The 14564-nt window shown below is 70.3% G+C and carries 15 protein-coding genes; 8 read left to right on the plus strand and 7 right to left on the minus strand.

Annotation, left to right across the window (positions count from 1 at the left end; translation table 11 throughout):
• The first annotated feature begins 17 nt into the window (after positions 1-17).
• The gene (locus FCG67_RS13245) at positions 18-170 is read left to right on the plus strand and encodes a hypothetical protein (RefSeq protein WP_211243186.1); all 153 of its coding nucleotides are present in this window, start codon (positions 18-20) and stop codon (positions 168-170) included.
• Here the strand turns inward: FCG67_RS13245 and FCG67_RS13250 are convergent.
• Both FCG67_RS13250 and FCG67_RS24985 read right to left on the minus strand, forming a co-directional pair.
• On the minus strand, positions 145-861 hold the full coding sequence (locus tag FCG67_RS13250; protein WP_246045042.1) for an HNH endonuclease family protein: 717 nt from the start codon (positions 859-861) through the stop codon (positions 145-147). The genes FCG67_RS13245 and FCG67_RS13250 overlap by 26 nt on opposite strands.
• A gap of 137 nt (positions 862-998) precedes the next feature.
• Complete coding sequence (locus tag FCG67_RS24985) at positions 999-1565, minus strand: hypothetical protein (protein ID WP_169310515.1); 567 nt, start codon at positions 1563-1565, stop codon at positions 999-1001.
• 163 nt (positions 1566-1728) lie between these two features.
• On the opposite strand from FCG67_RS24985, the gene FCG67_RS13260 reads away from it, so the two are divergent.
• The gene (locus FCG67_RS13260; RefSeq protein WP_136910214.1) at positions 1729-2532 is read left to right on the plus strand and encodes a TetR/AcrR family transcriptional regulator; all 804 of its coding nucleotides are present in this window, start codon (positions 1729-1731) and stop codon (positions 2530-2532) included.
• Here the strand turns inward: FCG67_RS13260 and FCG67_RS13265 are convergent.
• Together FCG67_RS13265 and FCG67_RS13270 are read right to left on the minus strand one after the other, a co-directional pair.
• Entirely contained in the window at positions 2514-3497 is a 984-nt protein-coding gene (locus FCG67_RS13265) for an endonuclease/exonuclease/phosphatase family protein (RefSeq protein ID WP_136910215.1), read from the minus strand. The genes FCG67_RS13260 and FCG67_RS13265 overlap by 19 nt on opposite strands.
• 78 nt (positions 3498-3575) lie before the next feature.
• Entirely contained in the window at positions 3576-4817 is a 1242-nt protein-coding gene (locus tag FCG67_RS13270) for a PucR family transcriptional regulator (protein ID WP_211243187.1), read from the minus strand.
• 246 nt (positions 4818-5063) lie between these two features.
• Between FCG67_RS13270 and FCG67_RS13275 the strand changes: the two genes are divergently transcribed.
• Entirely contained in the window at positions 5064-5909 is an 846-nt protein-coding gene (locus FCG67_RS13275) for an alpha/beta fold hydrolase (protein WP_425467827.1), read from the plus strand.
• Positions 5906-6487 carry a DUF4203 domain-containing protein gene (locus FCG67_RS13280; protein ID WP_136910217.1) on the plus strand — a complete coding sequence of 194 codons (582 nt, stop codon included), beginning with the start codon at positions 5906-5908 and terminating at the stop codon, positions 6485-6487. Before FCG67_RS13275 ends, FCG67_RS13280 begins: the two co-directional genes overlap by 4 nt.
• On the opposite strand, the gene FCG67_RS13285 is transcribed toward FCG67_RS13280, so the two are convergent.
• Both FCG67_RS13285 and FCG67_RS13290 read right to left on the minus strand, forming a co-directional pair.
• Positions 6460-7794 (minus strand): MFS transporter, encoded by a 1335-nt coding sequence (locus tag FCG67_RS13285; RefSeq protein ID WP_136910218.1) that lies wholly within the window; start codon positions 7792-7794, stop codon positions 6460-6462. The genes FCG67_RS13280 and FCG67_RS13285 overlap by 28 nt on opposite strands.
• 10 nt (positions 7795-7804) lie before the next feature.
• Positions 7805-9013, minus strand: coding sequence for an amidohydrolase family protein (locus tag FCG67_RS13290; RefSeq protein ID WP_136910219.1), 1209 nt, complete (start codon positions 9011-9013; stop codon positions 7805-7807).
• A 62-nt stretch (positions 9014-9075) separates the two neighbouring features.
• Here FCG67_RS13290 and FCG67_RS13295 point away from each other — a divergent pair, with 62 nt between their 5' ends.
• The 4 genes from FCG67_RS13295 (at position 9076) to cmrA (ending at position 14006) form a co-directional block, all read left to right on the plus strand.
• Entirely contained in the window at positions 9076-10449 is a 1374-nt protein-coding gene (locus tag FCG67_RS13295; protein ID WP_136910220.1) for a type I glutamate--ammonia ligase, read from the plus strand.
• A gap of 90 nt (positions 10450-10539) precedes the next feature.
• A complete protein-coding gene (locus FCG67_RS13300) occupies positions 10540-11067 on the plus strand; it encodes a PadR family transcriptional regulator (RefSeq protein WP_136910221.1) in 528 nt (175 codons plus the stop codon).
• A gap of 87 nt (positions 11068-11154) precedes the next feature.
• Positions 11155-13185 (plus strand): NADPH-dependent 2,4-dienoyl-CoA reductase, encoded by a 2031-nt coding sequence (locus FCG67_RS13305; RefSeq protein WP_136910222.1) that lies wholly within the window; start codon positions 11155-11157, stop codon positions 13183-13185.
• Between the two features lie 17 nt (positions 13186-13202).
• Entirely contained in the window at positions 13203-14006 is an 804-nt protein-coding gene (gene cmrA, locus FCG67_RS13310; RefSeq protein WP_136910223.1) for a mycolate reductase, read from the plus strand.
• 316 nt (positions 14007-14322) lie between these two features.
• Here the strand turns inward: cmrA and FCG67_RS25185 are convergent, their stop codons facing one another.
• Positions 14323-14550, minus strand: coding sequence for an RGCVC family protein (locus FCG67_RS25185; RefSeq protein ID WP_246045043.1), 228 nt, complete (start codon positions 14548-14550; stop codon positions 14323-14325).
• Positions 14551-14564 lie beyond the last annotated feature (14 nt).

A 14564-nucleotide genomic window follows, 5' to 3' on the forward strand; every position in this document is an offset into this window, starting at 1 on the left:
TCTTCACGCCGTTGATCATGCTGATGACCGAACTGGCCGACCCGACCGAGCCGTTGGCGCTCCTCGAAGCCCGGGCGATCGCCACCCTCGTCGGAGTCGCCGCGGGCGTCGCGGTCGCGGTCGTCACCCACCGACCTCGGGTCTCTAGCAGGACGAGAGCACTCGCGTGATCGCGTCCTTCTCGGCCTGGGTGACCCACAGCCGGTAGGCGGCCTTGACCTCGACCTGCTTCGAGACGTAGGTGCACCGGTACGGCTTCGCCGGCGGCAGCCACGTGGCAGCGTCGCCGTCCGACTTCTGCGCGTTCGTCGGGCCGTCGACCGCGAGCAGGTTCCGCGGATCGTTGGCGAAGTCCCGACGGGTCGACTCGTCGAGCTGCTGCGCACCCTTCTGCCAGGCGTCACTGAGCGCGACCACGTGGTCGATCTGGACCGCGCTGGAGGTGCCCGAACCGCGGGTGAACGCGATCGACTTGCCGGTGTACGGATCGTGCAGGGTGCCGGTGAGCACGATGCAGTTCCTGGTCCCCGGCTTGACCGTCGTGTCGACGAGGTCGCGGGCCAGGATGTCGTTGCGGGTGTCGCAGCCGTTCCTGCCGCCAGCGACGGTGACATCGTCGGTCCAGGACGGTCCGAATTGATCCCGCGAGTATCCCGTCTTGGGTGCCCGGCCCTTGACCGGGATCGTCTCCAGCGCGGCGAGGGTGGCCGCAACCCCGTCGGCCTGGGCGCTGCCGGAGTCGCCCGCGCTCCCGGTCGGCATCGCCTCCGCCGCTGGAGCAGCGCAGCCGGTCAGGGCCAGTGCGGCCACCGCGGTGGCGATCAGGAAGAGACGCGGACGGACGGCCGAACGAAAACGCAAGGGGGAACTCCTGTTCGAGGTGTGAGCGGGCCGCCCAGTATGGCGCACAAAGGGGTCGGTCCCCGCGCGACGCGCGGGGACCGACCCCTTTGTTGACCCACATCACGGACCTGGTGCGGTCCCGATGCGCATCGCGGCTAGCGATGATCCCGGACGATCGGTCCGGACTGGTCGCGATGGTCACGGACGATCGGTCCGGATCCATCGGAAGGCCCGACGATCACGCCACCGGGCGGGTTCGGGTCGACCCCGTCTCCCCGATGATCACGAACGACGGGATCGGACACCGGGCCAACGGGTCCCGGTTCGACCGGGTCCACCACCGGACCGGGATCCACCGGCCCTGCAGGCGGTGGGACCACCGGATCGGCCACTTGTCCGCCGGGCTTCGGGCCTGCCGGGCCGCTCGGGTTCTGACCCACCGGTCCGACCGGATCGGCACCCATGGGCCCGACCAGACCCGGGACCGTCGCCGCGTCGACCGGTGCCACAACGGCACCCTGCCCCACACCGCCACCCGTGGCGCCGCTCGTGTCCGAGCCCGGCACGACCGCTCCTCCCGGCCCGACCGGGGAGTTCACGCTCGTCGCAGTTCCCGGATCGGTGTGCGACGCGATCGACACGGCACCGACCCCGGCGAGGGCGATGGCGGCGACCGCCGCGGCTGAGGCGATGATGGTGCGGGTCATGGTGGTCTGGCGCATGGGATGTCGCTCCGTTCGGTTCGGTATCGGGTTCGAATTCAAGAGTCGCCCGCGGCGCCGTCCGCCGAAACACACCCAAGGGTGAGCAATCCGCTCCCTCCGCTACCCCGACGGGGCCCGCCGCAGCACCGCCACGGACTGAGCAGGCGGGAAAGCGAGGAGAATGGCCGGCGTGACGTCAAAAAAGGAGGGGCCCTCCGATCCGGCCCGCACCCTCGGACTGCTGTGGGGGCTGCGCGGGAAGGCCGGACGCAAGGGCTTGACCGTCGAGGCGATCGTGGCCGCGGGCATCGAACTCGCGGACGCCGAGGGCCTGGACGGTGTCTCGATGAGGCGCGTCGCCGACCGGCTCGGTTCCGGTGCCATGTCGCTGTACACGCACGTACCGGGCAAGGACGACCTGATCGACCTGATGCACGACAGCGTGCTCGGCGGCCTCTACGCGGATCTCGACGAACCCGCCCTTGCACCGGGCGGATGGCGCGGCGGCCTCGCGTTCATCGCCGCCCGCAACTGGGATCTCTACCAGCGCCACCCCTGGATGCTCCAACTCGTCGGGATGCGTCCCGTCCTCGGCCCGAACACCGTTCGCAAATACGAGGCCGAACTGCGACCGCTGGACGGAATCGGCCTCTCCGACATCGAGATGGACTCGGTCCTGACGCTGGTGTTGACCCATGTGGTCGGGACCGCCCGCCTGCTCGTCAGCGTCGGCGCGACCGCGGAGAAATCCGGGCTGACCGACGCGCAGTGGTGGGACCTCGTCTCGCCGACCCTCGAACGACTGATGGACCCCGCCGAGTTCCCGGTGTCCGGGCGGGTGGGCGAGGCGGCCGGGACCGAGTTCGAGTCCACCGGCGACCCGGTTCACGCGCTCCGATTCGGGCTCGACCGCATCCTCGACGGCGTCGCGGTCCTGATCAACGAACGGACGCCGTCGGACCCGGGTCAGTCGGAACCGGAGTAGTCATCGGGGGCGTTCAGGTCGATCTCCGCGACCACGCCCCTGTGATCGGAACCCGGCAGGTCCACCGCCTCCGCGTTCACCGCGACCGCCCCGGAGACCAGGATGTGGTCGATCCCCAGCACCGGGGGCCACCAACGGTCGGCCGGATAGGTGCGCAGCACACCGGCGCCGGACTGCTCCGCCGCGTCGCTGTACCCGTCGCCGATCAGTGCCCGGAACTGCGCGTGATCGTAGGTCGCATTGAGATCGGCGCCCATGATCACCGGCTCGCCGCGCCCGCGGAGACCCTGCAGGATGTCGCGCACCTGGCCCATCTCCTGGGACCACGTCGTCGTCTGCGGGCGGGGCCACGGTGGCAGCGGATGTGCCGCGACCATCATGAAGGGCCGCTGCTCCGGTTTGTGCACCCGCACCGAGACCATGTTCAGCACGAAACCCATGTGCTCGGTCTCCTCGCTGATCGGGTGTCGGCTCCAGATCCCGGTCCCGCCGCCGCCCCACTCCATCGGTCGCAGGTACCGGTACGGCAGCTCGGCGTCCAGGCCGGCGGCCCCGAGTTGCGGGATCGCGCCGTCGGTCAGCTCATTGACCGTCAACACGTCGACACCACGCGAGCGGACCTGCGCGACAAGGGCTTCCGGGTCGCCCTGCCCGAAGAGGATGTTCGCCTGCATCACCGTCAGCTCCGGATCACCGTCGGAGGCACGGTCGCCCAGGTACAGCGGCAGCTGCGTCCACGCCGCGGCCGCCACCACCACTGCCGCGACCGCCGTCCCGACCCATTGGCGCGTACAGGCCAGCGCCGCAAGGCCGACAACGCCGCACGCCATCAGGAACGGCGCGAACGACGCGAGCACGACGAGCACGGTGGCCGTCGAGTCCAGGTAGTGCGCGAGGACACCAACCGCGGCCGCCAGCACCGCCGCCAACCCGAGGGCCGTCACCGTCCATCGAACCCACCGCATCGAATCCCCCTCGTGGTCGCGGCACCGGATCGCCGCGAGCCCTCCACTATGCCCGAGACGGTCCGCAGGGCCCTCCGCTCAGCCGAGCGCCCTGCGTGCCGCCAGCGCCGCCCCCACGTGCGGGAGGTCGGCGGGGTCCGCCGGGTTCAACCCCGTCAGCTCCGCGACGCGCCGCATGCGGTAGTCGACGGTATTGGCGTGTACCTGCAGCACGGACGCCGTCGCACGGCGGTTCAGCCCGCTCGCCACATAGGCCTCGAGAGTCTGCATCAGCTCCGGCCTCGCGACCAGTGGCTCGAGCAGGCCTGCCAGTTCGGGGTGTGCGGGGCTCGGCCTGCTCAGCTGATACTCGAGCAGCACGTCGCGCAGCCGGTACAGCCCGGGCGGGCGGCCCGATCGCGAGATGAGCGCGATGATCTCGGCCGTCTGGTCCACCGCCGCGGGCACCTCGGCCGGCACCGCGACCAGCGCCGCCGCCCGGATCTCGGTGCCCACCACCGCCTGCGCGCGATCGATCATCCGTTTCAGCGCGTCCCAGTCCGGCGGGTTCCCCGGACACGGGATCAGGGCCGTCCCACCGCTGCTGTCGATGACGGTGAGCGCGGGCTCCCCGGTGATCCGGTCCAGCTCGGCCTGCAACCTTCGCAGCTTCCGCCTGCCCGCCACCGTCCCGCTGACGCCGTCGCCGCGCTCGTCGACGTGCTCCCCGATCGACAGGCTCATCGCGAGATAGTGCGGGGCGAGGCGGAGCCCGGTTCGCTGCGCGATGGCGTCCAGGGGCTCCCCCCCGACCAGCGCGGCCATCAGCGAGCGGCGGCCGGAGTTCTCCTGACTGTCCATGATCTGACGCTCCTCGAGGTACGACGAACTCACCTCGAGGGTCAACTGGCGCAGGAAGTCGAGCACCATCACCATGATCGTCTGTACGTCGCCGATGTCGCCGGGTTCCGCGTCGGCGAACAGCTCCTCGGCCGCCATCCCGATGCCGACGTGGTACGCATGCAGCACGGCATCGAGTGGGACGCCCTCCTCCGCGCGTCGGGCCGAGGAGTTCCGCTGTTCGACGAACTCGGCCTTGCGCCCGGGCCGACGCTCACGGACGAGCGTCGCGAACAGTTCCATGTTGTGGTGCACGATGTCCGCGATCTCGCCCTGCACCACCTCCTGCGGCAGCTCCTTGTAGATCGGCAGGTCGTCGGCGAGACGCTCGATCACCGCGGCGGTCAGGTCGGTCGCTGCGGCGTCCAGCCAGTTCGCCACCGACCGTCCGGCGATTCGCAGGGGCTCGTCATCGCGGACCCCACCATTGGCAATCGTCACTGTTCACTCCCGAAAACCCCTCGAGTACCACGCCGGGTCACCTGGTACCAAAAGATACTTAGCATGCTTCCGGAACCGGACGAACCGGATCGGCCGATGCGCTCACCTCATCGTCACAAACCCCGGCACACGGCCGGAGGGGGCACGGGAGGGGCCGCCACGAATGTCGCCCTTTTCGAGGCCCGAGCGGTAATCTCAGCCCATACCGGGTATGCAACGACGAGCGTTGAGGGACAAATGGATTCCGTGGACGATCGTACTCACACCGCAGTGACCGCCGGCGGGCTCACCTTCGACGTCGAGGACTCCGGTCCCGCCGACGGCACCCCGGTCCTGCTGCTGCACGGCTTCCCGGAGACCTCGGCCTGCTGGCGCCCGCTCACCCCGCTGCTGACCGCGTCCGGACACCGGGTGATCGCGCCGTCGCAGCGCGGCTACTCCCCCGGCGCCCGACCGGTCGGCGTCGAGCATTATTCGATCGAACTGCTCGGCGCCGATGTGGTGGCCCTGATGGACGCCAGCGGCATCGCGTCGGCGCACCTGGTCGGGCACGACTGGGGTGCGGTCGTCGCCTGGTGGCTCGCCGCACATCACCCCGAACGCGTCGAGAGCCTGACCGCGGTGTCCGTTCCGCACCCGTCCGCGTTCGGCTGGGCGCTGCGCGAGGACGCGGACCAGCAGAAGCGGTCGCGCTACATCAGTGTCTTCCGCAATGGCCAGGTGGCGGAGAAGTTGCTGCTCGATGACGACGCCAAGCGCCTGCGCGCGGCGTACGGCGACCTCGACCCCGATCAGATCGCAGAATACGTGCGGGCCCTCACCGAGCCGGGCGCACTCACGGCCGCGCTGTCCTTGTACCGCGCCATGCGCGCCGACTTCGGCGGTATTCCCTCGGTCCGGGTGCCCACCACCTACGTCTGGGGCTCCGCCGACGAGGCGCTCGGCCGCGCGGGCGCGGAGCGCTGCGGCGAATTCGTGGACGCCCCTTACCGTTTCGTCGAGCTCGACGGCGTCAGCCACTGGATTCCGGAACAAGCACCCGACGCGCTGGCCGAAGCGGTCCTCGCGCGAATCGAAGGGAACGAAGAATGAGCGGTATCGCGGTACTCCTGGTCGGTGTCGTCCTCTGCTTCTGGGGCATCGGCTCGTTGCACGTCGCGGTGCTCGCCGCCGGCTTCGGGCTCGGCTGGCTGATCGCGGACCTGTTCAACGCCTCGCTGACGACGCTGATTCTGTTCGCGCTCATCGGCGCCGTGGCCTCGTGGGTGGTCACCACGCTGATCTTCAAGTTCTCCGCCTACTTCATCGGCGGCCTGACCGGCGCGATGGCGGGCGCGAAGATCGCGGACGTACTCCAACCCGGGGACAACAACTGGGCGCTCAGCGGGATCGTGATCCTCGCGGTCGCTGTGGCGTCCGCGTTCCTCGCCGACAAGTACCGGGCCCGGGCGCTGCTGTGGCTCACCTCGATCGGCGGCGCGAGCATGATCCTGGCCGGCCTGGGGCGCACCAGCGACACCCTTGCCTTCCTGCACGAACCGGAGGCCGGTTGGGAGCAGATCACCTCGACCCTGCTCTGGATCGCGCTCTCGGCGGCCGGCTGGATCGTGCAGCGACGGCTGTTCGCCGACAAGCTCAAGATTCAGACCGACGAGGGTTCCCGGCGGTAGTCGCGCTCGGGCGCCCGCACCGGCAGCACCGCCGCCAGCCCGAGCGCCAGCACCACGAGCAGGCCGACGATGCCGGCCCGATCGCTGGCGAAGAGCCACGCGAACAACCCGAACAGGGTCGGCGCCAGGAACGAGACCGCCCGGCCCGTGGTCGCGTAGAGGCCGAACATCTGCCCCTCCCTCCCGGTCGGGGTGATCCGCACGAGGAAGGTCCGCGACGCCGACTGCGCGGGACCGACGAACACGCACAGCAGCAGTCCGAAAACCCAGAACGCCACCGGACCCGAGACCACCAGCAGGATCCCGCCCGCCACCAGCATCGCGGCGAGCGAGGCGACGATGACCGTCTTCGGGCCGAGGGTGTCGTCGAACCGACCGGCCGCCAGCGCCGCGACCCCGGAGACCACGTTCGCAGCCACGCCGAAGAGCAGCACATCGGATGCCGCGATGCCGTAGACGTTGACCGCGAGAACCGCGCCGAAGGTGAACACCCCGGCCAGGCCGTCGCGGAAGAGCGCGCTGGCGAGCAGGAACCCGACGGTGCGGCGATCCGCCGTCCACAGCTCCTTGAGATCGCGCCACAGCACACCGTAGGACGCCAAGAACCCCGCTTGAGCGGCTCCGGGGTCGGCCTCCGTCCGGGGCAGCTCCGGCACCGCGACCAACACGGGGATCGCGAAGGCCGCGAACCACAGTGCCGCCACCAGCGCCACCATCCGGATGTTGAATCCCCCGTCGGTGCTCAGTCCCAGCAGTCCGCGGGTGTCGCCGTCGCCGACGATGAACCCGAAATAGCAGACCAGCAGCAGCACGATGCCGCCGAAATAGCCCATCGCCCAGCCGAACCCGGACACCCTGCCCACGTTCGCCGGGGTGGACACCTGGCGCAGCATCGCGCTGTAGGGCACCTCGGCGAGCGTGAACAGGACCGACCCGACGCCGAGCAGGGCCAGCCCGGCCCACAGGTACTGGTACCGGTCCTCGATCAGGAACATCGCCGCCATCACGACCACCACCGCCGCGGTGAGGAACGCGAGCGAGCGCCGCCGGTGCCCGGTCGCGTCCGAGCGCTGCCCGGTGACCGGCGCCAGGACCGCGATCAGCAGGCCGGAGGCGCCGAGCGACCAGCCGAGCCACGTGCTCGCCGAGATCGAACCCGGCAGGTCGTCGCCGACCGCGTCGGTGAGGTACACGGAGAAGACGAACGTGACGATCACGGCGTTGAACGCGGCCGAGCCCCAGTCCCACAGCCCCCACGCGAAAACCTGCTTGCGGGTGACGCCGGTACCGATCGCCGCGGGGCCCATGACCGCGAGCCTAGGCGAGCGAACCGCGTCCGGCGCCCCCGTCGTCGAGACCGTATACGCGGCGGGCGTTCTCCGCGGCGATCAGGTACGCGATCCGCTCCGCGTCCCGCTCGGACCAGGCATCGCCCTCGACTCCCGCCGCCAGGAAGCCCGACAGCGCGCGGCGGAACAGCATGGCGCTGACGTGGAACAGCTCCGGCAGCCCGTAGCCGTCGGAGGAGAACAACACCGAACCGAAGGGCGCGAGTTCGAGCAGTTCGGCCACCACCTGGCCGGCCCGGCTCCCGACGTTCTGCACCGCGAGGCCGACGTCGACGAAGACATGGTCGAATACCTGCGCCAGGCAGCCCGCGTTCCGATGAAAGGGGTAGGTGTGCAGCAGCATGATCGGTACCCCGAGACCGGCCGTTGCGCGCAGCAGTGGCGCCAGCAGCAGCGGATCGCAGCGGCCGAGATCCGCGTCGGCATCGCCGAATCCGGTGTGGAACTGGATCGGCCGACCGAGATCGACGGCGGTCCAGATCAGGAACCGGATCAGGGTCTCGTCGGACAGCCGGATCGGCGCGCCCCGTTCGATCCCGGCCGCCCACCGCGCGGCCGCGGCGGCCACCTGGTTCGTGGGCGGACGATCCGGGGCCAGATCCAGACCGACGCGATACGCGGCGATCGACTTGAAGCCGATCGCGGTCGCCGCCGCGGCCGCCAGCCGGTCCCGGCAGGCCTCGACGAAATCGCCTGTTTCATGGGTGGCGATCACCCGCTCCGCGACCGTTTCGAGCCGGACGATCTCTCGCGCCGAGGCCCCGGCACAGGCGGCCAGCTCGTCCGGTGAGGTCAGTCCGTCGGGCCGAAAGCCCGTGTCCACGAGGAACTCGGAGATCCCGGCGCCCCGCAACAGGCGCCGGGCCACCTCGTCGGAGCCGAGCGCGGCGCGGCGCGCGAGGTAGTCGTCGGCGGGCGCGTGCGGCGGCAGGTCGAGTACGGGGCCGCACAGGCGCCGAACCGCGAGCCCGACCTGGGTGTCGAACAGCGTCCCGTGCAAGCGACCGGGGGCATCGGCCTCACAGAGCAGCGATTCGAACCCCGCCCGGTCGAGTGGGCCCCGCACGATCCCGTGGCAGTGATGGTCGACGAGCCCCATCTGCCCGACGAGTTCCTCCAGGCGCTGTTCGCCCGATCTCGATGGCCGCGCCGACGTATCGTCTGAGGATCGTGCCATGACCGCCATTCTGCCGCTGAACGGCAATCGCCGCTGATCAGAGACCGCGCGAAGGAGCCGCAATGGACCGGGACGAGCGTGAGCGGCGGGCCGCGGAGGCAGGCCCGATGGCGGCCCGGCTGGCCGATCAGGGCGTGGTCGGGGTGGCGCTGACGTGGGTCGACAACAGCGGGATCACCCGGGTGAAGGCGGTCCCGGTCGATCGGCTGGCGAACGCCGCGGCCTGGGGCGTCGGCGCGTCGCCGGTGTTCGACGCGTTCGCGACCGACGATTCGATCATCGCGGGCCGCTGTGCGGGTGGGCCCGTTGGTGACCTGCGGCTGATGCCGGACCTGAACCGGGCCGTCGCCCTCGCCGCGCAGCCGGGCTGGGCGTGGGCGCCCGCCGACCGCTACACGCAGGACGGCATTCCGCACCCGCAGGATGCCAGGGACGTCGCCCGTCGCGCGGTCGCGGCACTGGCCGACGCCGGCCTGACCGCGAAGTCCGCCATCGAGGTGGAGTGGACCCTCGGCCTCGACCAGGACGACTTCGTGCCCGCCACCCGCGGGCCCGCCTACGGGTTCACCCGGCTCGTCGAACACTCGGACTACCTGGCCGACCTGCTCACCGCGCTGCGCGAGCAGGGCGTCGCGGTGGAGCAGATCCACCCCGAGTACGCGGCCGGTCAGTACGAGCTGTCCGTCGCCGCCGAGGATCCGCTCGGCGCCGCGGATACCTTCGTGCTGGTACGCGAGACGATCCGGGCGCTGAGCGCCGGCCGAGGCCTGCGCGCCTCCTTCTCCCCGAAGGTGGTCGCCGATGGCGTCGGGAACGGCGGCCACGTGCACCTGTCCGTCTGGCGCGGCGGGGTGAACCTGCACGACGGCGGCGACGGGCCCTGCGGCTTGACGGACGCCGCGGAGTCCTTCGCGGCGGGCATCCTGCACCGGCTGCCCGCCCTGCTCGCCGTCGGCGCACCCTCGGTCGCGAGTTACCTGCGGCTCGTTCCCGGCCACTGGGCGGCTCCGTTCCAGGCGTGCGGCCACGAGAACCGCGAGACCGCGCTGCGCCTGATCACGGGCAGCCGCGGCGAGGAGGGTCGCGCGGCCAACCTGGAGGTCAAGGTCCTCGACCAGTCGGCCAACCCGTACCTGTGCATCGCCGCGCTGATCTTCGCCGGCCTGGCCGGGCTCTCCGAGCGCTCACACCTGCCCGGGCTGGTGGACGTGGACCCGGCCGGGCTGAGCGAGGACGAACGGGCCCGGCTCGGGATCCGGGCGCTGCCGGGCACCCTCGCCGAGACCACCGACGCGTTCGAGGCCGACGCCGTGCTGGGTGCGGCGCTCGGGCCGGAGCTTGCGGCCACGGTCGCCGACCTCCGACGCGCCGAGGTCGCACGCTTCGCCGACTCGAGCCCCCAGGAGATCGTGGCCGCGCTCCGCTGGGTCTTCTGACCGTCTTGGGCCGGCGTTCGCCGGCAGGAAGAAACTTATGAGCTATGAACTCAGTTGCATAGTCTCCTCGTTGCATAGATACTCGATCCCGTGGCACTCGAACATGCGCTGTTGGTCTCGCTCTCCGAACACTCCGGGTCGGGATACGAGCTCGCGCGGCGATTCGACAAGTCCATCGGCTACTTCTGGAACGCCAGCCACCAGCAGATCTACCGCGTCCTCAAGCGCATGGACGAGGCCGGCTGGGTGGACGGCGAGACCGTCGGCCAGGACGGCCGTCCGGACAAGAGGGTCTACCGCGTCAGCGATGCCGGCCGCGCCGAGCTGCGACGGTGGATCGCGGAACCGACCGAGGCCGGCAACCTGCGCAACGAGCTGGCCGTGAAGATCCGCGCCGCCTCCTACGGCGACCTCGACGACGTGCGCGCCGAGGTCGGCAGGCACCGCGACGACCACGCCCGGCGGCTCGAGGTCTACCGACTGATCGAGAAGCGCGACTTCCCCGCACCCGACCGACTTTTCGGCACCGACCTGCACCAGTACCTGGTCCTGCGCGGCGGCATCCGCGTCGAGGAGGGCTTCACCGCCTGGTGCCAGGAGGTGCTCGATGCGCTGTGAACCCTGGTCGCTCCGTGGGCTCCGCTCCTGCACCCCTGACCCCGACCCCACCACTCCAGCCCGAGTCCGACCCGAAAGGCCGCCCACGTGAGCAACCCGTACCCGAACCTGTTGTCCCCGTTGGACCTGGGCTTCACCACGCTCCGCAATCGCGTGGTGATGGGCTCGATGCACACCGGGCTCGAGGACCGGACTCGCGACATCCCGAAGCTCGCCGCGTATTTCGCCGAGCGGGCCCGCGGCGGCGTCGGCCTCATCATCACCGGCGGCTACGCGCCGAACCGCACCGGCTGGCTGCTGCCCCTCGGGGCCAAACTCACCACCCGCAAGGCCGCGAAGCTGCACCGCGAGGTCACCGACGCCGTGCACGCCGAGGGCGGCAAGATCGCCCTGCAGATCCTGCACGCGGGCCGGTACTCCTACCAGCCGCTGAGCGTGTCGGCCTCCTCGATCAAGGCCCCCATCAACCCCTTCCGCCCCCGCGCGCTGACCGGCCGCGGTGTCGAGAGCACCATCGGCGACTACGTGCGCTGCGCGGAACTCGCGCAGTCCGCCGGCTACGACGGCGTCGAGATCATGGGCGGCGAGGGGTACTTCATCAACCAGTTCCTCGCCGCCCGCACCAACAAGCGCAAGGACAAGTGGGGCGGCAGCGCCGAGAACCGGCGTCGCTTGGCGGTCGAGATCGTGCGGCGCACCCGCGCGGCGGTCGGGCCGAACTTCATCATCGTCTTCCGGCTGTCCATGGCCGACCTCGTGGAGAAGGGCCAGACCTGGGACGAGATCTCATCCCTGGCAACCGAACTCGAGGATGCCGGCACCACGATCATCAACACCGACATCGGCTGGCACGAATCTCGGGTGCCGACCATCGTCACCTCCGTGCCGCGGGCCGCATTCGTCGAGTTCACCGCCAAGGTCGCCGCGGCCGTGTCGATCCCGGTCTGTGCGTCGAACCGGATCAACATGCCGGAGGTCGCCGAGGAGATCCTCGCCCGCGGCGACGCCGAGCTGATCTCGATGGCCCGGCCGATGCTCGCCGATCCCGACTGGGTCCGCAAGGCCGAGACCGATCGCAGCGACGAGATCAACACCTGCATCGCCTGCAACCAGGCCTGCCTCGATCACGCATTCGTCCGCAAGAACGTGTCCTGCCTGCTCAACCCCCGCGCCGGCCGCGAGACAGAGCTGGTGCTGGCACCCACGAGGCGGGCGAAGAGCGTGGCGGTCGTCGGCGCCGGACCCGCGGGCCTGTCCGCGGCCGTCGGCCTCGCCCAGCGCGGCCACACCGTCGAACTCTTCGAGGCGGGCGCCGAGATCGGCGGCCAGTTCGGCATCGCCCGGCGGATCCCCGGCAAGGAGGAGTTCGCCGAGACGATCCGCTACTACACCCGGCAGCTGGAACTGAACGGCGTGAAGGTGCACCTGGGCACCCGGGTCGATGCCGGCCGGCTCGCCGAGGGCGGGTACGACGAGGTGGTCCTCGCCACCGGCGTCACCCCGCGGATTCCGAGCATCCCCGGCATCGACCATGCCAGCGTGCTCTCGTATGCCGAGCTGGTCCGTGACGGCAGGCCCGTGGGCGACCGCGTCGCGGTGATCGGCGCGGGCGGCATCGGCGTCGACGTCTCCGAGTACCTCACCCACGCCAGCTCCCCCACCCTCGACCTGGACGAGTGGAAGCGGGAGTGGGGCGTCACGGTGTCCGACACCGCGCCCGGCTCGCTCACCGCGCCCGCGACCGAGCCGTCTCCGCGGGAGGTGTACCTGCTCCAGCGCAAGCCCGGCCAGATCGGCGCGCGACTCGGCAAGACGTCCGGCTGGGTGCACCGGGCCGCCCTGAAGAAGAAGGGCGTGCACCAGCTCTCGGGTGTCAACTACGAGCGGATCGACGACGAGGGGCTGCACATCACCTTCGGCGAGAAGCGCGAACGCCCGCAGGTCCTCGCCGTCGACACCGTGGTGATCTGCGCGGGCCAGGAATCGGTGCGTGAGCTCGAGGGCGACCTGGCCTCGGCCGGGGTGACGACGCACGTGATCGGGGGGGCGGACGTCGCGGCCGAACTGGACGCCAAGCGGGCCATCGAGCAGGGCACCCGCCTCGCTGCGGCGATCTGACCCGCTAGCCTGAGCCCGTGAGCCTGCCTACCCCCACCCCTGATTCCCGCGCGGTCGTGACCGGCGCCTCCTCCGGCATCGGCGAGGCGCTGGCCACCGACCTGGCCGCGCGCGGATACTCGTTGATCCTGGTGGCCCGTCGCGGCGACCTGCTGGACGCGCTGGCGGCCAAGCTGACCGCGGCGCACGGCGTCGAGGTCGAGGTCCGCGCGGTCGACCTGTCCGATCGGGACCAGCGCGGCGCCCTGGTGGACGAGCTCGCCGAGCGCCCGATCAGCATCCTGTGCAACAACGCCGGAATCGCCACGTTCGGCCCGGTGTCCGAACTGGACCCCGCCTACGAGCGGGCCCAGGTCGAGCTCAATGCCGTTGCCGTGCATGACCTCACGCTCGCCGTGCTGCCCGGAATGCTCGCCCGGGACTCCGGCGGCATCCTGATGGTCGGATCGGCGGCGGGCAACATGCCGATCCCGAACAACGCCACCTACGCGGCCACCAAGGCGTTCGTGAACACCTTCTCGGAGTCGCTGCGCGGTGAGCTCACCGGAACCGGCGTGCACGTCACCCTGCTGGCCCCCGGCCCGGTGCGTACGGAGATCCCGGACCCGGCGGAGGCCTCGATCGTCGACAAGCTGGTCCCCGATTTCTTCTGGATCTCCAGCGAGTACACCGCCAAGCTGTCGCTGGACTCCCTCGCGAAGAACAAGATGCGCGTGGTGCCGGGCATCCTGAGCAAGGGCATGTCGGTGGCCGGCCAGTACAGCCCGCGCGCGGTGGTCGCGCCGATCGTCGGCACTTTCTACAAGAAGCTGGGTGGCTAGGGGCCTGCGGCCAGGTCTCCAGGCTCCCGTGCCGAGAGCTTGTGGAAACACATCGCTTTCACAAGATAGCTAGGCTAAGTTCTTGGCTACGCCGGACAATCGGCGATGAGGAAAGTCGGAGGACACCGTGGAATTTGTTGGCTCTGTCGCCGGTATTGCGCAAATGGTCATCGGCACCATCCTCGCCAACACCGGATCGGGCGGTTCCGGCTCCGGCTGGTGAACGCACCACCGGATTCGGCTCGCTGCCCGCGAGCCGAATCCGGTCGAAGTATCGCCACTCGGCTCCGCCCCCCGCCGGTGGTGAATTTCTCGTTCAGTACCGGGTGTAGTGGTGCCCGATCACCTGGTCACCGGCGCAGATGCATTTCCGCTCGAGGTGACGGTCCGTGGTCGCGGCGCAGAACCGGATACCGAGCGCATCGTGGGACTCCAGGCTGTGCGGGCACACCGGGCAGGAGGGCGACGATTCCAGCGCCTGAGCAGGGCCGGGTGACGCGGAATCAGTGTGAGAATTCGACACATCGGTCGGGTTCGACGCCATGGCGGCGCTCCAGT

The sequence above is a fragment of the Rhodococcus oryzae genome (assembly GCF_005049235.1).
GTDB lineage: Bacteria > Actinomycetota > Actinomycetes > Mycobacteriales > Mycobacteriaceae > Rhodococcus_G > Rhodococcus_G oryzae.